The sequence below is a fragment of the Novosphingobium sp. GW835-FHT14H07 genome (genome assembly GCF_058793515.1).
The window spans coordinates 197,712-221,688 of record NZ_JBXAFX010000005.1 but is presented as its reverse complement, the minus strand read 5'-3'; the positions used below and the strand labels follow the sequence as shown (position 1 = coordinate 221,688).

The window sequence follows — 23,977 nt, the reverse complement described above, 5'->3', positions numbered from 1 at the left end:
GCTATCAGCCCTGGGTTGTCCTGTCTGTCCTTGGATAACGGCAGGGATTGCCCGGTGGGTCTTGGGCTTTACGCCCCTCGTTGAACCCGCAGCGCACCTGCCGCACCGATCGCGCCGGATGCCTTCAGGATGTGTCGGCGTCCGAAGGGAGAGGAGCGGGTTGGCCTTGTGCCCTCTCCTGACCTGTGGGCGGGGCATATAACCTATATGGTTCGTTTTGTCAAGTTATCTTTGCACCACCCTCAGTCGTCATCCCGGGCTTGACCCGGGATCCCGCTCCCTTGCTCCGCGGGCGCGCAGAAGAAAAGCGGGGCCCCGGGTCAAGCCCGGGGCGACGGTTGCGACTGGAAACTGCCGGGTGGACTGGCGCGATCAGGGACACGAAATCAGGCCAGGGCGTTCGCCCACTCCGCCTCCTTGAAACCGACCAGCAAGCCGCCTGGATGCTCGACGATTGGGCGCTTGATGACCGAGGTGTTTTCGGCGAGCACGGCGGGGGCGTCGTCTCCGGCAAGGGTGGCTTTCTGGGCGTCGTCGAGCTTGCGGAATGTCGTGCCGGCCTTGTTCACCACCTTGTCGAGTCCGGCGGCGGAGATCCATTGGGCGATCCGGGCGGGGTCGGCACCCTGCTTCTTGTAGTCATAGAAGGTGTAGGCGATGCCCTGCTTGTCGAGCCAGACCCGCGCCTTCTTGACCGTGTCGCAGTTGGGGATGCCGTAGACGGTGATGCTCATGAGTCCTGCCTGTTGAAGCGGTGCACGCGCGTTGGCGTGCCCGCGAAAAGGGTATAGCTCTCGTAGTATTCGGTGCGGCCCCTTGCCTGCATTTCGGCGTGATGGGCAACGCGGCGCCATGCCAGTGCCGATGCCTCATCCTCCCATTCAGACAGGGCAATGACCTCGCCGTCGTCGGCAGTATAGCTCTTGAAGGCGAGGTAACCGGGTTGCTGCACGGCGAGCTCTTCCATCGCCTGGGCATCGGCAGAGTAGGCGGCGGCATCGATATCGGCGCGCTTGCGGTTGCGGAAGACGACGAGGAACATGGGGCAAGCGATAGCGCGATGGCCCGCGCGCCGAAAGGTGGACTTTTCCGCGCATCTGCGACAAAGCGCCATCCCATGAGCCTGAACAGCTTCGGTCACCTCTTCCGTTTCACCACCTGGGGCGAAAGCCACGGGCCCGCGATTGGCGCGGTGGTCGACGGCTGCCCTCCCGGCCTTGCCATCAGCGAGGCGCAGATCCAGCCGTTCCTCGACGCGCGCCGCCCCGGCCAGTCGCGCTTTACCACGCAGCGGCAGGAGCCGGACCAGGTGCGCATCCTCTCGGGCGTGTTCGAGGGCCCAGATGGTGTCAGACGCACGACGGGAACGCCGATCAGCCTGATGATCGAGAACGTGGACCAGCGTTCGAAGGACTATGGCGACGTGGCCAAGGCCTATCGCCCCGGTCATGCCGACTATGCCTATGATGCCAAGTACGGTTTCCGCGACTATCGCGGCGGCGGGCGCTCGTCGGCGCGCGAGACGGCTTCGCGCGTGGCCGCTGGCGCCGTGGCGCGTCTGGTCATCCCCGAAGTCCAGATCCTTGCCTGGGTGAGCGAAATCGGTGGCGACCGCATCGACATGGATCACTTCGATGCCGACGAGATCGGCCGCAACCCTTTCTTCTGCCCGGATTCGTGGGCGGCGGCGCGCTGGGAAAAGCTGGTCGACGAGGCGCGCAAATCGGGCTCGTCGCTGGGTGCGGTGGTGGAATGCGTGGCGACGGGGGTTCCGGCCGGCTGGGGCGCACCGCTCTATGCCAAGCTCGATGCCGAACTCGCCCACGCGATGATGGGCATCAATGCGGTCAAGGGCGTGGAGATCGGCGACGGCTTCGCGGCGGCGCGCAATACCGGCGAAGGCAACGCCGATCCGATGCGGCCGGGTTCCGGGGCGCCTGAATTCCTGGCGAACCACGCGGGCGGCATTGCCGGCGGCATTTCGACCGGGCAGCCGGTGACGGTGCGCGTGGCGTTCAAGCCGACGTCCTCAATCCTCACGCCGATGCCGACGATCACGCGAGAGGGTGAGGCGACCGAGCTGTTCACCAAGGGCCGCCATGACCCATGCGTGGGCATTCGCGGGGTTCCGGTGGTAGAGGCGATGATGGCGCTGGTGCTGGCGGACCAGAAGCTGCTGCACCGGGGGCAAGTCGGCTAAAAGCGGCTGCTGTTAAAAGATCGGCGGCGGTTGAGCCGCTGGTGAAAGGTCGTTAGTCTCCTCTGCAACAAAATTGCGGGAGCACGTTTCTTGGCCAAGCGCCTTACCCTCTACATCGTGATCGGCATGGTGCTCGGCATCCTCGTCGGTTACGTGCTCAACATCAGCTATCCCAAGGGCGACGAAACGCTGGCGCAGATCGCCGATACACTGAAGCTGCTGCCTGACATCTTCCTGCACCTGATCAAGATGATCATCGCGCCCCTGATTCTGGCGACGCTGGTGACGGGCATCGCCGGGATGGGCGACAGCGCGGCGCTGGGCCGGATCGGCGGGCGGGCGCTGGCATGGTTCATCACCGCCAGCCTGATCTCGATCGGTCTCGGCCTCTTGCTGGTGAACCTTTTCAAGCCAGGGGTGGGGCTGGAATTCACGGCCGCCGGGCCAGTGGGCGATCTGGCGACGGCGGACTTCACCTTGCGCCACTTCGTGCTCGAGATTTTCCCGACCAGTGCCCTCGACGCGATGGCCAAGAACAACGTGCTGCAGATCCTCGTGTTCTCGCTGTTCGCGGGCGTGGCGCTGTCGGCCATCGGCGAGACCGGGGCGCCGATCGTGCGCGGCTGCGAGGCGCTGGCGCATCTCATGCTGCAGATCACCGACTATGTCATGCGCATGGCGCCGCTTGCCGTGTTCGGGGCGCTGGCTTCGGTGATCGCGACCAAGGGGCTCGGCATCGTCGTGACCTATGGCGTGTTCGTCTCGGAGTTCTACTTCGGGCTGCTGCTGCTGTGGATCATCCTGCTGACGCTGGGCGGGATCTTCCTCAAGGGCCGCATCTTCCTTCTGGCGCGTTACATTCGAGAGCCGCTGCTGCTGGCGTTTTCGACCGCGAGTTCCGAATCCGCGCTGCCCAAGCTGTTCGAACAACTCGACCGCTTCGGCGTGCCGCGCCGCATTTCAGGGTTCGTGCTGCCGCTGGGCTACAGCTTCAACCTCGACGGTTCGATGATGTACACCAGCTTTGCGACGATGTTCATCGCGCAGGCCTATGGCATCGAGCTTTCCATCGGGCAGCAGATCGCCATGCTGCTGACGCTGATGGTGACCTCGAAGGGCATTGCCGGGGTGCCGCGCGCAAGCCTCGTGGTGATTGCCGCCACGCTGACGCAATTCGGGCTGCCGCTCGAGGGCATCGCCCTGCTGCTCGGCGTCGATACCTTCCTGGACATGGGGCGCACCGCCACCAACGTCGTCGGCAATGCAGTGGCGACCTCGGTCATCACCAAGTGGGAAGGCATGTTGCAGCCCCCGCTGGACCCCGATGCCGAGCCACCGCACGCACCTGCCCATACCGTGGCCGATGGTCGGGCAGGGCTTAACCTCGACCCGGTCAACTACGAGAAGTAGGCCCTATTTCTCCAGTTCGACCGGAGTGAATTCGCCCAGGCCGCAGGCGCCCCGGTTGATCGGGCCGGGGCCGCCGTTGTTCACCAGCACCGTGATGATGTCGACATTGCAGAGCTGGGTGAGCGAGGTCGAGTACGAGAAAGCGCGCTCGAACCCGAGGCTGAAGCAGCGGTTGGGCAGGGTGTTGCGATACCACTGGCCGCCGCTGGTGCGGAAGTCGATGGTCCAGTCATCGCGGACCTGGCTTTCGCGGATGGTCTGGAGAGGCAGGCAATTGACCGGCTTGCCGACGACCTTTGCCTTGGGAATGTCGCTACGGTGGCCGTCATTGCCCTGTTTTGCATCGGCAGTGCAGCCGGCCACGGCCAGTGCCACCCCTGCGATCAGAAATGGAGTCACGCGCTTCATGCCTTGCTCTCCTTCCTTGCCTTCTGGCCTGCGGGAGCCTTTGCCTTCCTGGCCTGGGCGGGCTTGGCTCCTTTCTCCAGAACCTTGCCCTTGAAGCTGCAAAGATCAACCAGCCCGCAGTGCCAGCATTCGGGCGTCCGCGCCTTGCACACATAGCGTCCGTGCAGGATCAGCCAGTGGTGCGCGCCGACGCGAAACGGCTGGGGAACCTTCTTCTCCAGCCCCTTCTCAACGGCGAGTGGCGTCTTTCCCTTCGCAAAGCCGGTGCGATTGCCGACACGGAAGATATGCGTATCGACCGCAAAGGTTTCCGCACCGAACGCGCAGTTCATCACGACGTTGGCGGTCTTGCGGCCAACGCCGGGGAGCAGCGTGAGGAGATCGCGGTCTGCCGGAACCTCGCCGCCGTGTTCGCGCACAAGGATTTCGGCCATGGCCATGACGTTCTTCGCCTTGGAATTGAACAGGCCGATGGTCTTGATGTGCTGCTTCAGGCCCTCCTCGCCAAGGTCGAGCATGTCCTGCGGCGTCTTGACGATGGCGAACAGCTTGCGCGTCGCCTTGTTCACGCCGACGTCGGTCGCCTGTGCCGAGAGCGTGACGGCCACCAGCAACTGGTAGACGTTGCCGTATTCCAGCTCTGTCTCGGGCGAGGGGTTGGCCTCGGCGAGGCGGCGGAAAAATTCGAAGATGTCCGCCGACTTCATTTTAGAGCCCGAGCACTTCCGGCATGGTGTAGCGGCCCGGTGCCTTGCCGATGATCCACTCCGCCGCGCGGATCGCGCCCTTGGCGAAGATGCCGCGATTCTCGGCAAGGTGGGAGAAGGTCAGGCGTTCGTTATCGGCAAGGAAGTGGACCGAGTGGTCGCCTGCGACAGAGCCGCCGCGCAAGGCGGCAAAGCCGATCGTGCCGGCCTTGCGCGCGCCGGTGATGCCATCGCGGCCACGCACGGCTTCATCGGCCAGATGCACGCCGCGCCCCTTGGCTGCCGCTTCGCCGAGCAGCAGCGCGGTGCCCGAGGGCGCGTCGACCTTCATGCGGTGGTGGGTCTCGACGATCTCGATGTCCCAGTCCTCGCCGAGGCGGGAGGCAGCTTCGCGCACCAGGTGGCTGAGCAAGGTCACGCCCAGCGAGGTGTTCCCGGTCTGCAGCACGGGGATGCTTACCGCTGCCGAATCGATCAGCCAGTGGTGGCGCTCCTCGAGCCCGGTGGTGCCGATGACGATGGGCACGCCGGTGTGGATCGCGGCATCGAGATTGAATTCCAATGCGCCCGGTGCGGAGAAATCGACCAGCACGTCACTGGACTGGGCGAGGGCGAGCGGGTCGCCGCCCTTGTCTATCCCGCCGGCAAATTCGTGCCCGGCTGCTGCAACTGCTGCCTGCAGCGCATTGCCCATTCGTCCAGCGCTGCCGATGATTCCGATTCTGGTCATTGCCTATCCTTCACGTCGCGTGCTTCATGGTCGTGATGAGCACCCCACGCAATATCGTCATTCTTACCGGAGCCGGAATTTCTGCAGAGTCCGGTATCGATACCTTTCGCGGAGGCGGGGGGTTATGGGAGCAGCACCGGGTCGAGGACGTGGCGACGCCCGAGGCCTTCGCGCGTAACCCGAACCTGGTGCTGCGGTTCTATGACATGCGGCGCGAGGCGATCCAGACCAAGGAGCCCAACGCCGCCCATTACGCGCTGGCCCGGCTCGACCGGGAATGGGCGAAGCGGGCGGGTGGCGAAGTGCTGATCGTCACGCAGAACGTCGACGATCTGCACGAGCGGGGCGGTGCGCTGAACGTGCTGCACATGCATGGCGAGCACCTCAAGGCGTGGTGCACCTCTTGCGACCGGCGGCACCGCTGGACCGGGCCGCTGCTCCATCGGCCAGAGTGCCCGACTTGCGGCATGCAGGCGCTGCGTCCGGACGTGGTGTGGTTCGGGGAAGTGCCTTACCGGATGGACGAGATCTATCGGGCGGTTTCGGAAGCGGATCTGTTCGTATCGATCGGCACGTCTGGTGCAGTCTATCCGGCGGCGGGGCTGGTCCGCACCGCGCGGGACCTTGGCGTGCAGACGCTGGAGCTCAATCTCGAGCGTAGTCAGGGGTCGGCGTGGTTCCACGAAACCCGTCTTGGCGCCGCTACGGAGATCGTCCCGGCATGGGTTGAGGAACTTCTCTCAAGTTAAAGTGTTGCTGCAGCGAAAAGGGTGATCTCGCGCCTGTCAAAGTGCCGCGAATCATGTTACCTACATCAGTGTGAGCAACGTGATCCCCCATCTCGTCCCAATCGCCGTAAAGCCCGATGACATCGACTTCATGGGCCACGTCAACAACGCCTCATACCTCACGTGGGTGCAGGATGCGGTGATCGACCACTGGCATGCGCTGGCCCCGGCCGAGGCGGTCGCCGCGCACCTGTGGGTCGCGCTGAAGCACGAGATCACCTACCGCCGCCCGACCTTCCTCAATGACCCCGTGATTGCCCACGTGATCCTCGAGAAAGTGCAGGGTGCACGCGCGTTCTACGAAACGATCATCAAGCGCGGCGAGGAAGTGCTGGCCGAAGTGAAATCAAGCTGGTGCTGCCTCGATGCCGAGACGCTCCGCCCGGCCCGGCTGGCGCGCGAACTGGTCGAGAAGTTCCTGCCTTCTGCGGCGGAGTGAACCTCGTAGCGCCTTCGTGCCAAGCCAGTGTCCTTCGACAAGCTCAGGACGAGCGGATTTTTTAGCAAATTCATCACCGCCGCTCATGCTGAGCCTGTCGAAGCATCGTGCGCCAGGCAGCCTTCGACAAGCTCCGGATGAGCGGGGGCAGGGCAGAGGCCTCAGCGCAGCTTGGCGATGGAAAGGCCGTCGTTCTTGGCCCGCTGCTTGACCGATTCCTCGCTGCGGGTGAGGGCCTTGGCGATGGCCTTGAGGGCCATGCCTTTCTTGGCGAGCGTGTGCAGCTTGCTGATTTCGTCGGCGGTCCAGGCCTGCTTGTGGCGTTCGAAGCGTTCGGCCATGGCTCAATCCTTCCGGGTCACGGTGGCGATGTAGTTGAGCGCGAGGTCGTCGGACAGGTGCAGGCCCTTCGACACGCTCCATGCGATGCCCATGGGATTGCCCATCTTGAGGCCCGCGTCCTCGAGCAGGTCGTGCAGTTCGACCGGCGTGATGAAATCGTCCCAGTGGTGCGTGCCCCGGGGCACCATGCCGATGGCCTCTGCGCCTTCGACCAGCAGCAGGCGCGAGCGCGTGGTGCGGTTGGGGGTGGAGAGGATCATCAGCCCGCCGGGGGCGAGCGCAGCCTCCAGTGCAGCAATGAAGGCGGCCTTGTCGGCCACGTGTTCGATCACTTCCATCGAGGTGACGAGGTCGTAGCCTGCAAGGCCGAGCTGGCCGACATCGCCGCAGCGGTAGTCGATGCCGAGCCCTGAACCTTCGGCATGGAGCCGGGCGGCGGCGATGTTCTCTTCGGCTGCGTCCACCCCGGTCACTTCCGCGCCGAGCCGGGCCAGCGGTTCGCACAGCAGGCCGGCGCCGCAACCGACGTCGAGCGCCCTTTTGGCAGCCAGTGGCCTTGCTACGCGCGAATCGTTGCCGAAATGCGCGTCGATGGCGTCGCGAATGAAGGAGAGGCGCACCGGGTTGAGCTTATGCAGCATGGCCGAGGAGCCCTTGGGGTTCCACCAGTCCGCCGCCAGCTTGCCGAAGTGGGCGGCTTCAGATTCTCTGATGGTCGCTGGGCGAATGGTATTCGCAGAGGTTGCATTGCTCATAAGCCGTCCCTAAAGCGCCCGCGCTGCAAGGTCCACCGACCTTGCGGGCAAGATTCTTACGCGCAAGACTTCAGGAGCAAGCCCTTGGCCCGCATCGTGATGAAATTCGGCGGCACGTCGATGGCCGGAACCGAGCGCATCCGCCGCGTGGCGCGCATCGTGCAGCGCCAGCAGGCCGCGGGGCACGAGGTTGCGGTGGTCGTCTCGGCCATGGCGGGAGAAACCGACCGCCTCGTCAACTTCTGCCGCGAGGCAAACCCGCTTTACGATCCGGCCGAATACGACGTGGTCGTGGCCAGCGGCGAGCAGGTGACGTCTGGCCTTCTGGCGATGCACCTGCAGGCGCTGGGCTGCAAGGCGCGTTCATGGCTCGGCTGGCAGTTGCCGATCCATACCGACGATGCCCATTCCAAGGCGCGCATCGAAGGCATCGATTCGGAAGCGGTGCTGGCCTCGATGGCCTCGGGCGAGATTGCCGTGATCCCCGGCTTCCAGGGCGTGTCTGACAAGGGCCGCGTGACCACGCTGGGCCGTGGCGGTTCGGATACTTCTGCGGTGGCCGTGGCGGCGGCGGTCAAGGCCGATCGCTGCGACATCTACACCGACGTCGACGGGGTCTATACCACCGACCCGCGCATCGTCGCCAAGGCGCGCAAGCTGAAGAACGTCACTTACGAGGAAATGCTCGAACTGGCCTCGGTCGGCTCGAAGGTGCTGCAGACCCGTTCGGTCAGCCTTGCCATGAAGGAAGGCGTGCGCGTGCAGGTGCTGTCCTCGTTCATCGATGACGATGCGCCCGCTGCCGATACGATTCCGGGAACGATGATTGTCTCTGACGAAGAGCTTGAAGGATTGGATATGGAACGCCAGCTGATCACCGGCATCGCTGCCGACAAGAACGAAGCCAAGATCACCCTGACGCGCATTTCCGACCGTCCGGGCGCGGTTGCCGCGATCTTCGGCCCGCTGGCCGCCGCCAACATCAACGTCGACATGATCATCCAGAACATCGCCAAGGACAAGGGCGAGACCGACGTGACCTTCACGGTCCCGCTGGCTGACCTCGCCCGTGCCCAGGCGCTGCTGGAAGAGCGCAAGGACACGATCGGCTATTACCGCATGCTGGCCAATAGCAAGGTCGCCAAGATCAGCGTCGTCGGTGTCGGCATGCGCAGCCACGCAGGCGTTGCCGCAACGATGTTCCGCGCGCTGGCCGATCGTGGCATCAACATCCAGGCGATCACCACCAGCGAGATCAAGGTCTCGGTGCTGATCGACGAGGACGAGACCGAACTCGCCGTGCGCGTGCTGCACACCGCCTACGAGATGGACGGCGAATAATCCTTCTGCCCCTTAGGGGGACGACAGCGAGAAGACCGCGAGCTGGCGCACGATCCGGCCCGGTCTTCCTCCGCCATGGTGGGGAAACCAGCGCACTGTCAGGCGGCTGGGGTCGCCCCCGTTCGCGCTGATTGCCACGCGCATGGTCTTTTCGATGGCCTCGGGCCGGTAGCTGCGGATATCGGCGACCACGGCAAGGACGGGGCAAGGATCGGTCCCGGCGATCCGGGCAGCGAGCAGATCACGCGGCGCCCATGCGTGCACGTAGGCTCCGTGCATGATGACGAAGGGGCGGTAATCGTGCCAGGTTGCGCGCTCATAGTAGCCGAACCGGTCCTGCATATGCTGGCGCAGGCCGATTTCCTTGGCAGGCGAGAAGTCCGGGACTTCCTCGACGTTGCGCAAGACGGGCACGACTGCGTTCCTGCAGGCAGAAAAGCTGGCGAGATGGCGGGCGAGGGACCGGAAATCCTGCTTTGACGGCAAGGGTGTGGGGCGTTGCCAGGTTGCCAGCTCGAGCGCGGTGACAAGGAGCGCGGCGAGGCCGGCGATCGTTGTCAGCGTTGGCCATCTGCGCAAAAGGCAGTCCAGCAGGCCGATCAGCCCGCACCAGCCGAGAACCAGCCCCACCTGAGGACCGCGATAATTCATGCTGGGCACCACGAGAGTGACAATCAGCCCGGCCAGCGTAACGATGACCGGGCCGCAGAGCAGGGCGAGGTCGTGCAGCAGCGGCGCCTTTTCCTGGCGCGGCGTCTTGCGCTTGCCGATCAGGACAATCGCGCCGCCAAGCAGGCACGCCGCGGCCAGAGCAAGCATGGCCGGGGTTCCGCCCGTGCGTAGGCCGTTTTGCACGCTGGCGGCCAGGAACCTCACGCTCGGCGCGAAGATCTTGGCCGAGACGCCGAAGTCGTGGAATAGGAGGATCTGGGCGGCATAGGCCATCCCCGCCAGCGCCGTCCCGGCCAGGCCGGCGAGCGCGAGCCGCCACGCCTCCGGACGCGCCAGCACCAGCGCCACGCACATCCAGCACGATGCGTAGAGCGCGAAGAGGTGGGTCGCGCTGGCAAGCGTTGCCGCAGCGACGAACATGCCACCCCAGACACTTGCCGGACCTGCAGCCGAAGTTGCCGCAGCCACGCGCGACGATGCCAGCGCAGCAACGGCGAGCACGAAGCTTACCATCGCATAGGATCGGACCTCCGCGGCGTGTTCACCCCAGAAGGGCGAAGATGCCACCAGGGCGGCAACCAACAGGCGAGGGAGCAGCCTTGTGCCGGGCCGGGGCAAGACCAGCACGGCGGCGATCAAGCCGAGCGAGAATGCCACCGACAGGAGCCGCGCAGACGGCTCGTCAAAGCCCGCCATGCGGACCCACCCCCACAGCAGGGAGTAGAAGGTCGGCGGGTGCGTGTCCTGCACCGCGCGCGCGAGCATGGCCGTAAACGTCGGCTGCTCTGCCAGACGCATCGAGAAGATTTCGTCCTGCCAGAAGCTGCTGACGGAAAGGCCCGCGAAAAGGCGCCAGATTGCCCACAGGACAAGGCCGCCTGCCATGACGGCAGCGATCCTGCCCGCTGCAAACCTTCCGAAAGCCTGACGCATTTCCCGTTTCCCCACTCGGCCCGGAGACGCTGTCGCCTGGCTCTCGACTGGCAGCCAGGCGCCCGGCAGGCAACAGTTACCTGATCAGCAGGCCCCAGCCTGACAGCAGTTGTTCGGCCTGCTCGCGCGAAATCACGGCACCACGGAAGACCCGGGCGTCTTCGAGTTGCAGCCCGCCGAGGTCCGCGCCGCGAAGGTCTGCGCCGGCAAACTGCGCGCCATCGAGATTGGCTTCGCGCAAGCTGCACCCTTCAAGCACGGCGCCGCGGAAGTCGCACTTGGCAAGGTCCGCCTGCGCCATGTCGAGCCGCACCAGCTTCTCCTTGCGGAACGAGAGGCCGGGCAGGCGCGCGCCAACCAGCAGCACTTCCTCGAAGGTGAAGCCCATGCCCTTGGCCATGTGCAGGTCCGCGCCGGTCATGCGCGTGGAGACGACCTTGGCCGAGCCGATGTTGGCGCGGCGCAGCGATGCGTTGTTGAGATCGCAGCCTCGGATCTGCGCTTCTTCAAGATACGCGCCGGTCAGGTTGGCAAACGGTGCCTTGGTCGACCGCCAGACCGTGCGGGCGAGCCTTGCGCCGGAAAGATCGGCGTGGCGCATCGAGCAGCGTTCGAACGTCCAGCCCGAGAGGTCGAGCTTGGAAAGGTCCGCCTCGTCGAGGTCGCAGGATTCGAGGTGTTGCGGGGCCTTGCCGGCAAGCGCAGCGATGTCGGCACGAACAAGCGTCTGGCCCGAGAGGATTTCCGTCATGCCTCGCGCTTAGGCGAAATCTGCGGCCAGGCAAAATGAAACCCCGCCCTCCGGCCCGATCCGGAGCCAAAGGGCGGGGTGCGACCCGGGCCAGTCTAGGAGATTGAGACGACCGGCTCTCGGGGCTCGGTGGGTGAGGGGGAACCCACTTGATGCAAGCCTTCTACCGGACATGGCATGATCGGTAAAACAGGTTAACTTGCGCAGAGTTATCGCTTCTGGCGATGATGCGGCCAAGTCCGGCCTTGTTGCCGCCCCAAACCCGCCCTAAAGCGCGCCGGACTTTCGGACGGGATTCTCGAAGCATGCCTGCAACACCCAAGACATCAGCCCTCATGCGCCGCGGCGCCGAGTTCCTCGGCACGGAGCACGCCATCCTGTGCGGGGCGATGAGCTGGGTGTCGGAGCGCAACCTTGTTTCGGCAATCAGCAACGCCGGGGGCTTCGGCGTGATTGCCTGCGGGGCGATGACGCCCGAACTCCTCGATACCGAAATTGCCGCAACCAGGGCGCTGACGGACAAGCCCTTCGGCGTGAACCTGATCACGATGCACCCGGCGCTGTTCGACCTGATCGCGGTCTGTGCGAAGCACAAGGTCGGCCATGTCGTGCTGGCAGGCGGCATTCCGCCCAAGGGCAGCGTCGAGGCGATCAAGGCCTTTGGCGCCAAGGTCATCGTCTTTGCGCCGACGCTGGCGCTGGCGAAGAAGCTGCTGCGTTCCGGTGCGGACGCGCTGGTGATCGAAGGTTCGGAAGCGGGCGGCCATATCGGGCCGGTCTCGACCTCGGTGCTTGCGCAGGAATTCCTGCCCGCATTGGCTGAAGACCACGTGGTGTTCGTGGCAGGGGGCATCGGGCGGGGGGAGATGATCGCCAGCTATCTCGAGATGGGTGCTGCGGGCGTGCAGCTTGGCACCCGCTTTGCCTGCGCCACGGAATCGATTGCGCATCCGGCGTTCAAGGCGGCGTTCTTCCGCGGCAATGCCCGCGATGCGGTGGCTTCGGTGCAGGTCGATCCGCGCCTGCCGGTGATTCCGGTCCGTGCGCTCAAGAACAAGGGCACCGAGGAGTTCACCGCAAAGCAGGTGGAAGTGGCCAAGCTGCTCGACGAGGGCAAGCTCGACATGGCCGCCGCCCAGCTCGAGATCGAGCACTTCTGGGCAGGCGCGTTGCGCCGTGCGGTGATCGACGGCGATGTCGAGCGCGGCTCGGTCATGGCTGGCCAGTCGGTCGGCATGGTGACGAAGGAAGAGCCGGTGGCCGAGATCATCGCCCAGCTCATGGCCGAAAGCGAGGAAGCGCTCTCGCGGCGCTGATCGCATGGCGGCTGGGGCAGCATCAGGGCATCGCGCCTCTTTCGGCGTCGTCTTTGCGATTGTCCTGATCGACATGCTCGGCTTTGGCGTGGTGACGCCGGTGCTGCCGGGCCTGATCATGGACCTGACGCATGTCGATATCGGCACGGCGGCAGGTTACGCCGGCTGGCTGGGGGCGGGCTATGCGGCGATGCAGTTCGTGTTCGCGCCGGTGCTGGGCAATCTCTCCGACCGCTATGGCCGCCGCCCGATCCTGCTCGCGGCGGTGCTCATGCTCGGGCTGGATTACCTGCTGCAGGCGATGGCGCCCAATTTCGGGTGGCTGATTGCCGGGCGGCTGATTGCGGGCGTCACGGGCGCCAGTTTCTCCCCGGCCTATGCCTATATTGCCGACGTTACCCCACCCGAAAAGCGCGCGGCGAACTTCGGGCTGATGGGGCTCGCGTTCGGCATCGGCTTCGTCGTCGGCCCGGCGATGGGCGGGTTGCTCGGGTCGATCGACCCGCGCCTGCCGTTCTACACCGCCGCCGGGCTGGCGCTGGCCAATGCCGTGTTCGGGTTCTTCTTCCTCAAGGAATCGCTGGCCCCTGAAAACCGCCGCCCGTTCGACTGGCGGCAGGCAAACGCCATGGCCTCGCTGAGCGCGCTGAAGGGGCAGAGCCCGACAGTGCTGTGGTTCGTGGCGGCGCTCGGCATGTGGCAACTGGCGCATATCGTCTACCCGGCGGCGTGGTCCTACTTCGCGATTGCCGCCTATGGCTTCAGCGTGGGCCAGGTCGGCGTGGCGCTGGCGCTGGTGGGGTTCAGCAGCGCGCTGGTGCAGGGGGTGGGCCTGCGCCTGTTCCTGCCGGTGCTGGGTGAGAAACGCGCGGTTGTGCTTGGTGTGGCAGGCCTGTGCGTTTCGGCGGTGCTTTACACTTTGGCGCAGGAGCCTTGGCAGGTCTACGTGGCGATTGGAGTGGGCGCCTTGCAGGGCTTCGTGCAGTCACCGATCTCGGCGTTCAACAGCCGCGCGGTCGATGCGCGCAGCCAGGGCGAGTTGCAGGGCGCGGTGCAGTCGATCGGATCGATCGCAGCGATCATCGGACCGCCGATGTACACGCAGACGCTGGAGAAGTTCAGCGGCCCCGATGCGATCTACCACTTGCCCGGCATGCCGATCCTGCTGGCGGCGGCGATCTCTCTGATCACGCTGGCGCTGTTCCTGAAGGGGGCCGCCCTGCTGGAGCGGCGGGCTTAGTTCCAGCGTCCTTCGGCAGGCTCAGGACGAGCGGGGATCTCCATAAAACCCGCTCATGCTGAGCTTGTCGAAGCATCTGCGCGCATCGGCTACCGCCTCAGCTTTCCAGTTCGACGTCCCAGTAGAGCCAGTCGCGCCAGGTTTCGTGCAGGTAATTGGGCGGGAAGGCGCGGCCGCGCTCCTGCAGTTGCCACGTCGTCGGCCGGATCGCGCGGTTCATAAGCCGCATGTGCGCCTGTTCTGGGGTGCGTCCGCCCTTCCTAAGATTGCAGGGTGAGCAGGCGGCTGCCACGTTCTCCCACGAGGTGCGCCCGCCGAGGCGACGCGGCACGATATGGTCGAAGGTCAGCAGGTCGGGGCTGCCGCAATACTGGCACTGGAAGCGGTCGCGCAGGAACAGGTTGAAGCGGGTGAAGGCGGGATACTCGCTCGGCCGCACGTATTGCCGCAGCGCGATGACCGAGGGCAGCCTCATGCCGAAGCTGGCGCTGTGGACCTCGCGGTCGTACGTCTCGATAATGTCGACGCGTTCGAGGAACACCGCCTTGATCGCGGTCTGCCACGGCCACAGGCTCAAGGGGTAATAGCTCAGCGGGGTGTAATCGGCATTGAGGACCAGCGCGGGGCAGTTCGCCAGATGCCGGTCATTGTGCAGAACATCGTTGAAGGCGGTGCTGTCACCGCTGTTGGGCCTGGCCGAAGCCGCCCGATCGATCAGCGCCTTATGGAGCACGTCCCGACTTCTTCCCTGCACACAGAGGCGGGAGCGCCTCCGCAGGGGCAGTCATGGCTTTGCCTGGTGACCGCAGTGTTACACATGCGCTCATGGAACACGCCTGCGAGTCTGGCGTCAAGGGGCTGATTGGGTGCATTTCCACAGCCTGCCTTCGCCGCGCGCCGATCGGGGCTTTCCCTTGTGTAAAACAGGCCGGATTCGCTTGGGTTTTTGCCCTTTCGTGCCTATGTGCAGACTATGTCGAGCACCAACGAAAACACACCCAACACCAACGCCTATGGCGCCGATTCCATCAAGGTCCTGAAAGGCCTCGATGCGGTGCGCAAACGCCCCGGCATGTACATCGGCGATACCGACGATGGTTCGGGCCTGCACCACATGGTTTTCGAGGTTTCCGACAACGCGATCGACGAGGCTTTGGCCGGTCACTGCGATCTGGTGCTGATCGAATTGAACCCCGATGGCTCGGTCTCGGTGGAAGACAACGGGCGCGGCATCCCGACCGACATTCACGCCGAAGAGGGCGTCTCTGCGGCCGAGGTCATCATGACCCAGCTCCACGCGGGCGGCAAGTTCGAGAATACCTCGGACGACAACGCCTACAAGGTTTCGGGCGGCCTCCATGGCGTCGGCGTGTCGGTGGTCAATGCGCTGTCGGAATGGCTGGAGCTGACGATCTGGCGTGACGGCAAGGAGCACTGGATGAAGTTCGCGCACGGCGATGCTGTTGCGCCGCTGGAAGTGCGCGGGCCGGCGCCGGAAGGCAAGAAGGGCACGCGCGTGACCTTCCAGGCGAGCCACGAGACGTTCAAGAACGTGCTTGAGTTCGATTTCGACAAGCTCGAACACCGCTACCGTGAGCTCGCCTTCCTCAATTCGGGCGTGCGCATCATGCTGCGCGACAAGCGGCACGAGGAAGTGAAGGAGCACGATCTCTATTACGAAGGCGGCATCGCGGCCTTCGTGAAGTATCTCGACCGCAACAAGCAGCCCCTGATGCCCGAGCCTGTGGCGATCTCCGCCAACCGCGATGGCATCGGCATCGACGTCGCGCTCGAATGGAACGACAGCTACTACGAAAACGTTCTGTGCTTTACCAACAACATCCCGCAGCGCGATGGCGGCACGCACCTGGCGGCGTTCCGCGCGGCGCTGACCCGCACGCTGAACGGCTATGCCGAGCGGTCGGGCCTGCTCAAGAAGGAGAAGGTCAGCCTTACCGGCGACGACATGCGCGAAGGCCTCACCGCCATCGTCTCGGTCAAGCTGCCCGATCCGAAGTTCTCCTCGCAGACCAAGGACAAGCTGGTTTCGTCGGAAGTGCGTCAGCCACTCGAAAGCCTGATGGCCGACAAGATGGTCGAATGGCTGGAGGAAAATCCCGGCCACGCCAAGGCCATCGTGCAGAAGGTGATCGACGCCGCCGCCGCACGCGAAGCGGCCAAGCGCGCCCGTGAGTTGACCCGACGCAAGGGCGCGATGGACATCGCCTCGCTGCCGGGCAAGTTGGCGGACTGCCAGGAGCGCGATCCGGCCAAGTGCGAACTGTTCCTGGTCGAGGGTGACTCGGCAGGTGGTTCGGCCAAGCAGGGGCGCGATCGCAAGACGCAGGCGATTCTGCCCTTGAAGGGCAAGATCCTCAACGTGGAGCGAGCCCGCTTCGATCGCATCATCGGCTCGAAGGAAGTCGGCACGCTGATCCAGGCGATGGGCACCGGCCTGCGCGATGAATTCAACATCGACAAGCTGCGCTATCACAAGATCGTGATCATGACCGACGCCGACGTCGACGGCGCGCATATCCGCACGCTGCTGCTGACGTTCTTCCATCGCCAGATGCCCGAGATCATCAAGGCCGGGCACCTCTTCATCGCCCAGCCGCCGCTCTACAAGGTCGCCAAGGGCCGCAGCGAGGTTTACCTCAAGGACAACGCTGCGATGGACCGCTATCTGGTCGAGGCGGGGCTTTCGGGCCGTATTCTTGAAACCGCCGGTGGTGCGCGCAGCGGCCCCGATCTCGAGGCGCTGGTCGACCATGCCCTGCGCATGCGCAACCTGATGGGCTTCGTGCCGCGCCGCTACAATCCCTCGATCATCGAGGCGCTGGCGCTTTCGGGCGCGCTCGAGCCGGAGATGGGCGCCGAGCAGCGCGATGCCGCTCTGGCTAAGGCGGCAGACTGGCTCAACCGCGGCGATACCGAAGCGCGCTGGAGCGTCGTGGTATCGGAAGAGGGTGGTTATCACGTGCAGCGCCTGTGGCGCGGGGTGACCGATCATCACATGATCGAAGCGGGCTTTCTCGTCAGCGCCGAGGCGCGCAAGCTGGCCAAGCTCGCCGCCGAGAACGCCGAGGTCTATGCCGGGATGGCCCGTCTGGTGCGCGCGACGGCTGCCGAGGCAGAGCCTGCGCCGGTCCTGGCCGAAGGGGATGATGAAGCACCCGCTGCGCCGGCAGCCAAGGTCAAGGATGCAATCACGCGGCCTTCCGAACTGCTCGATGCAGTCTTTGCCGGTGGCCGCAAGGGTCTGTCGATCCAGCGCTACAAGGGCCTTGGCGAGATGAACGCCGAGCAGCTCTGGGAAACCACGCTCGATCCAGACAACCGCTCGCTGTTGCAGGTCAAGGTCGAGGACGCCGACGTGACCGACGAGATCTTCACCCGTCTGATGGGCGACGTGGTGGAGCCGCGCCGCGACTTCATCCAGGAAAACGCGCTCAACGTGGCGAATCTGGACGTTTGATCGTGGCCTTCACCGACGAAATCCCGTGGGACCAGCCCGCCACGATGATCGACCTTGAGGGCCGCGCCCCGATCATCGGCACGATCCGTGACTGTGCGCTGCACTACGGACTCTACAAGCCCCACGCGCGTGACAATGCCCGCGTGCTGCTGACCAAGCCGATCCACCGCGAGGGCCGGGCGACGCGGACGTGGCTGCTCGATCCTTCGGAAATTGCCGAGCTGGCCGACCGGCTGGCGCGCGAGACGAATTGACGAAGAAGCGGGACCCCGGGTCAAGCCCGGGGTGACGAAGGAAATGATGCGCTGAAACAACCGCCACCCCGGACTTGATCCGGGGTCCCGCTTTTTTACGCCTCAATCAGCCCGCATCGCCGCAGCGGCAAGGCTCTCCGCCTCGACCAGAAGCTCATCATCCGCAGCGCCCGCTGGCGTGGTCTCGCGGCCGATCATCACCAGCACCGGCACGGCGAGCGGGCTGACGCGGTCCAGCTCGACGTGGACCAGTTGGCCAGCCGCGCGATCGAGCAGGTCGCCCAGCCGGCCGACGTCGGTCATCCGCGCGCGGGCATCGGCCCATGCGGCCTGGATCAGCAGGTGGTCAGGCTCGTACTTGCGCAGCACGTCGTAGATCAGGTCGGTCGAGAAGGTGACCTGCTTGCCCGACTTGCGCTTGCCCGGATGCTGCCGTTCGACCAGTCCCGAGATCACCGCCACCTCGCGGAAGGCGCGGCGCAGCAGGTGCGATTCCTGCACCCACTCCACGAACTCGTGCGCGAGGATGTCGGATGAGAGCAGCGGCGCGGGATCAAGGACCGGCCTCGCACCCCAAACGGCCAGCGAATAATCATTGGCCACAAAGCCCAGCGGGGCGAGGCCCAGCTCGTTCATCCGGCGCGTGATCAGCATGCCGAGCGACTGGTTCGCGTTCCAGCCCTCGAACGTGTAGTAGACGGTGTAGTGCTTGTTCTGGTGGGGGAAGCTTTCGGCCAGCAGCATGCCCGGCCCCGGCAGCCGGCTGCGCCAGTCCTGCATTTCCAGCCATTCGCGCACGTCATCAGGGAAGCGCGACCAGCCTGCACGATCGACCATCAGCCCCCGCACGCGATCGGACAGGTGCGTGGTCAGCGGCAGGCGCGCGCCCATGTAGCTGGGGATCTGACCCGGCTTCTTTGCCGCCCGCACGATCAGTTCAAGATCACGCACGCCTTCGACCTCAAGGTCCATCCCGGCAAAGCGGATCGTATCGCCGGGGGAAAGCGTCGCGCCGAAGCTCTCTTCGACCTTGCCGAGCGAACGGCCGTTGCGAAAGCGCACGTCGAGCATTTCGGAATCGACGATGATTCCGGCATTGAGGCGATGGCGCGCGGCATGTTCGGGGTGGGTCAGTCGCCAGGTACCATGCTTGTCGCGCACGATGCGCTTGAAGCGGTCATAAGCGCGCAAGGCATAGCCGCCGGTTGCCACGAATTCGAGCACGCGCTGCCACTGCGCTTCATCGACCCAGCGGTAGGGATGGGCGGAGCGGACCTCGGCATGGAGCGCCTTCTCGTCAAACGGTCCGGCGCAGGCGCAGGCCATGACGTGCTGCGCCAGCACGTCGAGCCCGCCGGGGCGGAAGTCCTCGCCATCGCGCCGCCCCTCGTGGACCGCTTCCTGCGCCGCGAATGCTTCGAGAAATTCGAAGCGGTTGCCGGGCGCAAGCAGTGCCCGGCTGGGGCAATCGAGGCGGTGGTTGGCGCGGCCGATGCGCTGCAGCAGGCGCGACGAGCCCTTGGGTGCGCCCATCTGCACGACCAGGTCGACATCGCCCCAGTCCACGCCAAGGTCGAGGCTGGCGGTGCAGACCAGCGCGCGCAACTCGCCGCGGGCCATCGCCCCTTCGACCTTGCGTCGTGCTTCCTTCGACAAGGAGCCGTGGTGGATGCCGATCGGCAGCTTGTCGTCGTTGATGTCCCACAGCAGTTGGAAGATGTATTCGGCGAGGAATCGCGTGTTGGTGAAGATCAGGGTGGTCTGGTTGCGCTTTATCTCGTCATAGAGCTGCGGCACGGCCCACGCAGCGGCATGGCCACCCCAGGGCACCCGCTCGTCCTCGGGGTTCATGATCGAAAGTTCGGGCCTTGCGCCCGCTTCGCCCTCCACCAGCCGCACCGAAGCAGCATTGCCATCGGGCGCGAGCCACGCGCAGAAGTCCTGCGGATCGGCCAAGGTTGCGGAAAGCGCGGCGCGCCGCATGTCGGGGGCAATTGCCTGCAGCCGCGCCAGCGAGAGCGCGAGAAGATCGCCGCGCTTGCCGGTGGCAAAGGCGTGGACCTCGTCGATTATCACCCGCTTCAGACCCGCGAAGATCGTTGCCGCTTCCGGATAGCTCAGCAGCAAGGACAGCGATTCAGGCGTCGTCAGCAGCACATGCGGCGGCTTGGCGCGCTGGCGGGCCTTGCGGTCCGAAGGCGTATCGCCGCTGCGCGTCTCCACCCGGATCGGCAGGCCGATTTCATCGATGGGCGTGAGAAGGTTGCGCTGCACGTCATGCGCCAGCGCCTTCAGCGGCGAGACGTAGAGCGTGTGCAGTCCGTCGCCCGGCAGATCATCGCCTGCGAAATCCTGCAGCGTCGGCAGGAACCCCGCAAGCGTCTTGCCCGCGCCGGTATCGGCCACCAGCAGGGCATGATCGCCCGCACGGGCTGCTTCCAGCATCTCGCTCTGGTGACGCCGCACGCGCCAGCTGCGGCTTTCGAACCAGTCAGTGATCGAGGGAGCGAGCGTCATCGCCCCCAAGATAGGCACCGCCTTACAGAACCGAAAGGATCGCCTCTCGTTCTGTCGCCACCTTCCAGCCGAGCGCGGCGTCGATCAGGCCGATGGTCACCGCGCACTGGTCGGCGTCCGAACCCTTGCCACCCATCGCCTGCCGCACGCGCTTGTCGGGTATGCCGGTTTCGGTGATGACCTTGCCGATCAGTTCACCCGGCACGCTTGCCGTCCCCGGCTTGATCCGCTGCGGCGGGCCGAGTTGGCGGGCGTCGAGCATCTTCACCGCAAGGGTGCGTTCGCGTTCCAGCACGGCAGGAGGCACCTTGACCCCGGATGCCATGCGGCGCGTGCGGAGGAAAGCCATGCAGGCATCAGGCCCGGTCTTTCGCGCGGCGCGCAGCAGGTCGGCACGAATGCGCTGCACATCGGCCAGCAGACCCCCTTTTTCGACAAGCGCAGTCGCATACATGCGTTCGCGCACCAGATCCTGCACTTTCGCGGTGTAGGCCTCATCACTGCTGCCATCCGTGCGCGCGATGGTGCGGTTGGCGCTGAACAGTGCGGCGAGATCGGGCTGGAGCGACTGCAGGCCATCGAAGGTGATCTCCGGCCCGAACACGGCGGTAACCGCGCGGCCGACGATTTCCTTCTCTTGCGCACTCTGGCTGATCGAAATCTCCGGCACCGGCGGGGGTTCGGTCGAGCTGTCGTTGCTGCTGAACACGACCCGCAGGATCTGTACGCCGAAGATGACCGCCAACAGGATCAGTCGACCGCTGCTGAACCAGCCCTGCCCGACGTTTGCGCTGGTGTTCTTCTCCCACAGCGCCACGCGCCACGGATCGAAGTAGTGCTCCACTTCCGGAAAGTTCTTGCGCACGCCTTCGAGCAGTTGCTCCACGTCGGCGCGCTTGACGAACCAGCCCTTGCGGCTGCCCTGTTGCGCGGGCGTGGTCAGTTCGTTCCACGCCTTGTGCAGCGGGTGCTTCGGGTCCTGCACCTTTTCGCGGAAGCGCAGGCCGCGCAGGCGGGCGTTGAGGAAGGCTATGGCCGGCCTTTCCGAAACTTGCCCGCGCTCGCTTTCCCAGCCGAAGACCTTGGCGGCAGGCTCCAGCAGCGGGGCCGAGCGTGGCCAGCTGCGGGCAAGGATACCGGCCAGCCAGTTGTCGATCTCGTCAAAGGCGGTGACGCTGACGGTTTCGGCATTGCGCAGCACGGCCTTGAGGTGGCCGAGCGCCATGGCCTCCTCCCAGCCTTCGAGCGGCGGCAGGGTCTCCTCGTCGTCCACCATGTCTGGCAGAAGCAGCCGATAGAGCGCCTGCTCGTGCGCCCATGCCGGCATGACCGCGTCCGAGGTCGGCTCCAGACCCAGCAGGACGGGGCGTTCGAACGGATCGCGCTTGACCGCGATGGCCTGCTCAGCCGGGGCCTGCGCGGCGACGAAGCCTGGCGTCACGTCAAGCTTCGGAACCGCCTCGCCGAGCTTGCGCGTCAGGCTGGGATCAACCTCGCCCTTCACTGCAGGGGCGGCATAGAGCCAGCTTGATTGTTCGGCCTCGGGAGCGGCCTCTCCGGCATCCCCGAGCGGCGTCACGCCCGCGAAAGGATCGAACTCCTCATCGGCAGGCGGTGCTGCCTGCATCTTCGCCCAGCGCAGGGCGCTGTCACGCGCCTCGCGCAGCCGGGCATAGCCATCGACGTCCTTGTCGACGTCCATGGCTTTCAGGCGCTCGGCATAGGCGCGCCGGATCGCCGCCACGTCCGGCGTCTTCGCGATCCCGAGGACGTTCCAGGCTTGAGTGGGTGTCATCCCTCTGGCGTCACAGCGGCGGGTTGGCTTCGAGCATGTCGAGAAGCTCTGTCAGCATCGCCGAGGCATCGGCAATGCGCCGCGGTTCCTGGCTGTCGAGCGCGGCCACGAACATGCGGGTGCGATCACCGATGACGGCGCGGACATCGCCCAGGAATTCCTCGTAGCACCGCTCGGCGCGGGCCAGCAGCGCCTGGTTGCCCGCCTCCTCGCGCGGGTGGTGCTTCAGCGCGGCCAGCGCCTGGCGCCGGGCATCGAGATCCTTCGCGGCCTTGCGGTCTTCCTCGTCGATGATGAGGAGGTTGTGCCTGGCGCCGGTCAGCGGCACTTCCACGTCCACCTCGAGCAGGCCCGAACTGTCGTAGGAGAAGCGCACATCGATCGAGACTTCGCCCGCAGGCTTCGCCGGGACCGGCACCTTGATCTGCCCGAGGTGGACGTTGCCCGAGACCTCGCGCGCCTCGCCCTGGTAGATCTTCACCTCGATCTGCTTCTGGTTGTCGCCCATCGTGCTGTAGATGCCAGAACGGCTGACCGGGACCGGGGTGTTGCGTTCGATGATCGGCGAGAACAGGCCCTGCTGGATCGTGCCGCGTGCCGAATGCTCAGCTGTCTCGATGCCCAGCGTAAACGGGCAGACGTCGGTGATGCGGATTTCCTCGAGCCCGCCGTCGCGCGCGATCAGCCCGCCCTGGATGGCCGCGCCGAGCGCCACCGCATGGTCGGGATGGACCGAGGAATTTGGGAAGCGTCCGAACAGGCGCGTGATCGCCTTGCGCACCACCGGCATGCGCGTGGCCCCGCCGACAAGCACGACTTCGCTCAAGGACGCGGCGTCGATCTGGCTGTCGCGCAGGGCGCGCACCACCGGATCGCGCAACCGGCGGATCAGCCCTTCGGCCTGGGCCTCGAATTCGCTCGTGGTGATCGTGGTGGAAAGCCGCTGGTCCTCGACCGTCACTGCAAATTCGGCTTCCTGCCCCTCGCTCAGCGCGCGCTTGGCACGTTCGGCGGCCTGCAGCAGCAGGGCCTGTGCGCGCGGTTCTTCCAGCTTGGCGAGCAGGCCGTCGGGATCGAGCCGCCCACGCACGGCCATCGCCAGAGCGGCATTGAAATCATCACCGCCCAGCCGGTTGTCCCCTGCCGAGGCGCGGACCTCGACGATGCCCTCGAACATCTCGACGATCGAGACGTCGAAAGTGCCTCCGCCCAGGTCGAACACCAGAAACGGCTCGCGCTCGGCCTTGTCCTGCAGGCCGAAGGCGAGCGCGGCGGCGGTTGGTTCGTTGATCAGGCGGCGTACGGTTAGGCCCGCCAGTTCACCGGCGCGGCGGGTCGCCTTGCGCTGGCGGTCGTTGAAATAGGCGGGCACGGTGATGACGGCTTCGGTGGGGCGGGTGCCGGTGCAGGCGGCCACATCGTCGCGCAGGGCCATGAGCACGAGCGCGGACAGGTCCTCGGCAGAGAACTCCTTCTTGCCCAGCTTCACCTTGCGGTCGGTGCCCATGAATCGCTTGAAACTGGTTGCGGTGGCCCCATCCTTGAGGCCCATCCTCTCCAGCGCGGCGGCTCCGACCAGCGTCGTGCCATCGGGCAGGACCGAAACGGCAGAAGGGGTGAGCAGCGCCCCGAGGGCATTCGGCACGAGCTTTGCCTCTCCGCCGTTCTCGTTTGCCTGCCACATGGCCACCGCACTGTTGGTGGTCCCCAGATCGATCCCGATGAGCATTCGTCTTCCTGCAGATATCAACCGGCGTGATGCGACAGGGCCCGCGCGGTTGGCAAGCGCAAAGCGCGCCGGGCAGCAGGCACGACGGGATGGACCGTGGATGCGCCGGGGCGAGGGGGCAGGGCGCGCCCCTGTCCGTTTTCTTTCCATGACAACGCCTTGAAAGGAGAAA

The 23,977-nt window shown here is 65.4% G+C and carries 23 protein-coding genes; 9 read left to right on the top strand and 14 right to left on the bottom strand.

Annotated features, from left to right (window positions below; all coding sequences use genetic code 11):
• Positions 1-68 precede the first annotated feature (68 nt).
• From AC1Q5P_RS07365 to AC1Q5P_RS07355, 3 genes are all read right to left on the bottom strand, one after another.
• Positions 69-200 carry a twin-arginine translocation signal domain-containing protein gene (locus AC1Q5P_RS07365; RefSeq protein ID WP_492518591.1) on the bottom strand — a complete coding sequence of 44 codons (132 nt, stop codon included), beginning with the start codon at positions 198-200 and terminating at the stop codon, positions 69-71.
• 186 nt (positions 201-386) lie between these two features.
• A complete protein-coding gene (locus AC1Q5P_RS07360) occupies positions 387-734 on the bottom strand; it encodes an arsenate reductase (protein ID WP_492518587.1) in 348 nt (115 codons plus the stop codon).
• Complete coding sequence (locus tag AC1Q5P_RS07355; protein WP_492518586.1) at positions 731-1,042, bottom strand: antibiotic biosynthesis monooxygenase family protein; 312 nt, start codon at positions 1,040-1,042, stop codon at positions 731-733. Before AC1Q5P_RS07355 ends, AC1Q5P_RS07360 begins: the two co-directional genes overlap by 4 nt.
• Positions 1,043-1,117: 75 nt before the next feature.
• Between AC1Q5P_RS07355 and aroC the strand changes: the two genes are divergently transcribed.
• Positions 1,118-2,200 (top strand): chorismate synthase, encoded by a 1,083-nt coding sequence (aroC, locus tag AC1Q5P_RS07350; protein ID WP_492518585.1) that lies wholly within the window; start codon positions 1,118-1,120, stop codon positions 2,198-2,200.
• 90 nt (positions 2,201-2,290) lie between these two features.
• On the top strand, positions 2,291-3,610 hold the full coding sequence (locus AC1Q5P_RS07345; protein WP_492518584.1) for a dicarboxylate/amino acid:cation symporter: 1,320 nt from the start codon (positions 2,291-2,293) through the stop codon (positions 3,608-3,610).
• A 3-nt stretch (positions 3,611-3,613) separates the two neighbouring features.
• On the opposite strand, the gene AC1Q5P_RS07340 is transcribed toward AC1Q5P_RS07345, so the two are convergent.
• From AC1Q5P_RS07340 to dapB, 3 genes are read right to left on the bottom strand one after another with little or no spacing between them, the layout of a single operon-like run.
• Positions 3,614-4,018 (bottom strand): hypothetical protein, encoded by a 405-nt coding sequence (locus AC1Q5P_RS07340; RefSeq protein WP_062346710.1) that lies wholly within the window; start codon positions 4,016-4,018, stop codon positions 3,614-3,616.
• Positions 4,015-4,725, bottom strand: a complete 711-nt coding sequence (nth, locus tag AC1Q5P_RS07335) for an endonuclease III (RefSeq protein ID WP_492518583.1) — start codon at positions 4,723-4,725, stop codon at positions 4,015-4,017. The genes AC1Q5P_RS07340 and nth overlap by 4 nt, the downstream gene beginning before the upstream one ends.
• Before the next feature lies 1 nt (position 4,726).
• Positions 4,727-5,455 (bottom strand): 4-hydroxy-tetrahydrodipicolinate reductase, encoded by a 729-nt coding sequence (gene dapB, locus AC1Q5P_RS07330; RefSeq protein WP_039333406.1) that lies wholly within the window; start codon positions 5,453-5,455, stop codon positions 4,727-4,729.
• Between the two features lie 35 nt (positions 5,456-5,490).
• Here dapB and AC1Q5P_RS07325 point away from each other — a divergent pair, with 35 nt between their 5' ends.
• Positions 5,491-6,204: an NAD-dependent deacylase gene (locus tag AC1Q5P_RS07325; RefSeq protein WP_492518582.1), complete on the top strand. Its 714-nt coding sequence runs from the start codon at positions 5,491-5,493 to the stop codon at positions 6,202-6,204.
• 70 nt (positions 6,205-6,274) lie between these two features.
• Complete coding sequence (locus tag AC1Q5P_RS07320; RefSeq protein ID WP_492518581.1) at positions 6,275-6,682, top strand: acyl-CoA thioesterase; 408 nt, start codon at positions 6,275-6,277, stop codon at positions 6,680-6,682.
• A 161-nt stretch (positions 6,683-6,843) separates the two neighbouring features.
• Here the strand turns inward: AC1Q5P_RS07320 and AC1Q5P_RS07315 are convergent, their stop codons facing one another.
• Together AC1Q5P_RS07315 and ubiG are read right to left on the bottom strand one after the other, a co-directional pair.
• The gene (locus tag AC1Q5P_RS07315; protein ID WP_039333409.1) at positions 6,844-7,023 is read right to left on the bottom strand and encodes a hypothetical protein; all 180 of its coding nucleotides are present in this window, start codon (positions 7,021-7,023) and stop codon (positions 6,844-6,846) included.
• Positions 7,024-7,026: 3 nt separating this feature from the next.
• Complete coding sequence (ubiG, locus tag AC1Q5P_RS07310; RefSeq protein WP_062346718.1) at positions 7,027-7,779, bottom strand: bifunctional 2-polyprenyl-6-hydroxyphenol methylase/3-demethylubiquinol 3-O-methyltransferase UbiG; 753 nt, start codon at positions 7,777-7,779, stop codon at positions 7,027-7,029.
• A gap of 84 nt (positions 7,780-7,863) precedes the next feature.
• Between ubiG and AC1Q5P_RS07305 the strand changes: the two genes are divergently transcribed.
• Positions 7,864-9,120: an aspartate kinase gene (locus AC1Q5P_RS07305; RefSeq protein ID WP_039333413.1), complete on the top strand. Its 1,257-nt coding sequence runs from the start codon at positions 7,864-7,866 to the stop codon at positions 9,118-9,120.
• A 12-nt stretch (positions 9,121-9,132) separates the two neighbouring features.
• On the opposite strand, the gene AC1Q5P_RS07300 is transcribed toward AC1Q5P_RS07305, so the two are convergent.
• Together AC1Q5P_RS07300 and AC1Q5P_RS07295 are read right to left on the bottom strand one after the other, a co-directional pair.
• Complete coding sequence (locus AC1Q5P_RS07300; protein ID WP_492518580.1) at positions 9,133-10,725, bottom strand: hypothetical protein; 1,593 nt, start codon at positions 10,723-10,725, stop codon at positions 9,133-9,135.
• Positions 10,726-10,801: 76 nt separating this feature from the next.
• Positions 10,802-11,476: a pentapeptide repeat-containing protein gene (locus AC1Q5P_RS07295; protein ID WP_492518579.1), complete on the bottom strand. Its 675-nt coding sequence runs from the start codon at positions 11,474-11,476 to the stop codon at positions 10,802-10,804.
• Between the two features lie 305 nt (positions 11,477-11,781).
• On the opposite strand from AC1Q5P_RS07295, the gene AC1Q5P_RS07290 reads away from it, so the two are divergent.
• Together AC1Q5P_RS07290 and AC1Q5P_RS07285 are read left to right on the top strand one after the other, a co-directional pair.
• Positions 11,782-12,792, top strand: a complete 1,011-nt coding sequence (locus tag AC1Q5P_RS07290; RefSeq protein WP_492518578.1) for an NAD(P)H-dependent flavin oxidoreductase — start codon at positions 11,782-11,784, stop codon at positions 12,790-12,792.
• Between the two features lie 4 nt (positions 12,793-12,796).
• A complete protein-coding gene (locus AC1Q5P_RS07285; RefSeq protein WP_492518577.1) occupies positions 12,797-14,032 on the top strand; it encodes an MFS transporter in 1,236 nt (411 codons plus the stop codon).
• A gap of 97 nt (positions 14,033-14,129) precedes the next feature.
• Here AC1Q5P_RS07285 and AC1Q5P_RS07280 read toward each other — a convergent pair whose 3' ends face one another.
• A complete protein-coding gene (locus AC1Q5P_RS07280; protein WP_039333422.1) occupies positions 14,130-14,765 on the bottom strand; it encodes an HNH endonuclease in 636 nt (211 codons plus the stop codon).
• A 240-nt stretch (positions 14,766-15,005) separates the two neighbouring features.
• On the opposite strand from AC1Q5P_RS07280, the gene gyrB reads away from it, so the two are divergent.
• Both gyrB and AC1Q5P_RS07270 read left to right on the top strand, forming a co-directional pair.
• Entirely contained in the window at positions 15,006-17,510 is a 2,505-nt protein-coding gene (gene gyrB / locus AC1Q5P_RS07275) for a DNA topoisomerase (ATP-hydrolyzing) subunit B (protein ID WP_039333424.1), read from the top strand.
• A 44-nt stretch (positions 17,511-17,554) separates the two neighbouring features.
• Complete coding sequence (locus AC1Q5P_RS07270) at positions 17,555-17,764, top strand: hypothetical protein (protein WP_052242259.1); 210 nt, start codon at positions 17,555-17,557, stop codon at positions 17,762-17,764.
• Positions 17,765-17,866: 102 nt separating this feature from the next.
• On the opposite strand, the gene AC1Q5P_RS07265 is transcribed toward AC1Q5P_RS07270, so the two are convergent.
• The 3 genes from AC1Q5P_RS07265 to AC1Q5P_RS07255 are packed head-to-tail and all read right to left on the bottom strand — an operon-like array spanning position 17,867 to position 23,805.
• Positions 17,867-20,281 (bottom strand): ligase-associated DNA damage response DEXH box helicase, encoded by a 2,415-nt coding sequence (locus tag AC1Q5P_RS07265; RefSeq protein ID WP_492518576.1) that lies wholly within the window; start codon positions 20,279-20,281, stop codon positions 17,867-17,869.
• A gap of 22 nt (positions 20,282-20,303) precedes the next feature.
• Positions 20,304-22,076, bottom strand: coding sequence for a hypothetical protein (locus AC1Q5P_RS07260; RefSeq protein ID WP_492518575.1), 1,773 nt, complete (start codon positions 22,074-22,076; stop codon positions 20,304-20,306).
• A gap of 10 nt (positions 22,077-22,086) precedes the next feature.
• Entirely contained in the window at positions 22,087-23,805 is a 1,719-nt protein-coding gene (locus tag AC1Q5P_RS07255) for an Hsp70 family protein (protein WP_062347031.1), read from the bottom strand.
• Between the last annotated feature and the right edge of the window lie 172 nt (positions 23,806-23,977).

What these genes read in the sequence shown, in the direction of transcription:
- AC1Q5P_RS07360 (WP_492518587.1), bottom strand. Translation starts at nt 734, where the DNA reads ATGAGCATCACCGTCTACGGCATCCCCAACTGCGACACGGTCAAGAAG.
- AC1Q5P_RS07355 (WP_492518586.1), bottom strand. Translation starts at nt 1,042, where the DNA reads ATGTTCCTCGTCGTCTTCCGCAACCGCAAGCGCGCCGATATCGATGCC.
- aroC (WP_492518585.1), top strand. Translation starts at nt 1,118, where the DNA reads ATGAGCCTGAACAGCTTCGGTCACCTCTTCCGTTTCACCACCTGGGGC.
- AC1Q5P_RS07340 (WP_062346710.1), bottom strand. Translation starts at nt 4,018, where the DNA reads ATGAAGCGCGTGACTCCATTTCTGATCGCAGGGGTGGCACTGGCCGTG.
- nth (WP_492518583.1), bottom strand. Translation starts at nt 4,725, where the DNA reads ATGAAGTCGGCGGACATCTTCGAATTTTTCCGCCGCCTCGCCGAGGCC.
- dapB (WP_039333406.1), bottom strand. Translation starts at nt 5,455, where the DNA reads ATGACCAGAATCGGAATCATCGGCAGCGCTGGACGAATGGGCAATGCG.
- AC1Q5P_RS07325 (WP_492518582.1), top strand. Translation starts at nt 5,491, where the DNA reads ATGAGCACCCCACGCAATATCGTCATTCTTACCGGAGCCGGAATTTCT.
- AC1Q5P_RS07315 (WP_039333409.1), bottom strand. Translation starts at nt 7,023, where the DNA reads ATGGCCGAACGCTTCGAACGCCACAAGCAGGCCTGGACCGCCGACGAA.
- ubiG (WP_062346718.1), bottom strand. Translation starts at nt 7,779, where the DNA reads ATGAGCAATGCAACCTCTGCGAATACCATTCGCCCAGCGACCATCAGA.
- AC1Q5P_RS07300 (WP_492518580.1), bottom strand. Translation starts at nt 10,725, where the DNA reads ATGCGTCAGGCTTTCGGAAGGTTTGCAGCGGGCAGGATCGCTGCCGTC.
- AC1Q5P_RS07295 (WP_492518579.1), bottom strand. Translation starts at nt 11,476, where the DNA reads ATGACGGAAATCCTCTCGGGCCAGACGCTTGTTCGTGCCGACATCGCT.
- AC1Q5P_RS07290 (WP_492518578.1), top strand. Translation starts at nt 11,782, where the DNA reads ATGCCTGCAACACCCAAGACATCAGCCCTCATGCGCCGCGGCGCCGAG.
- AC1Q5P_RS07285 (WP_492518577.1), top strand. Translation starts at nt 12,797, where the DNA reads ATGGCGGCTGGGGCAGCATCAGGGCATCGCGCCTCTTTCGGCGTCGTC.
- gyrB (WP_039333424.1), top strand. Translation starts at nt 15,006, where the DNA reads ATGTCGAGCACCAACGAAAACACACCCAACACCAACGCCTATGGCGCC.
- AC1Q5P_RS07270 (WP_052242259.1), top strand. Translation starts at nt 17,555, where the DNA reads ATGATCGACCTTGAGGGCCGCGCCCCGATCATCGGCACGATCCGTGAC.
- AC1Q5P_RS07265 (WP_492518576.1), bottom strand. Translation starts at nt 20,281, where the DNA reads ATGACGCTCGCTCCCTCGATCACTGACTGGTTCGAAAGCCGCAGCTGG.
- AC1Q5P_RS07260 (WP_492518575.1), bottom strand. Translation starts at nt 22,076, where the DNA reads ATGACACCCACTCAAGCCTGGAACGTCCTCGGGATCGCGAAGACGCCG.
- AC1Q5P_RS07255 (WP_062347031.1), bottom strand. Translation starts at nt 23,805, where the DNA reads ATGCTCATCGGGATCGATCTGGGGACCACCAACAGTGCGGTGGCCATG.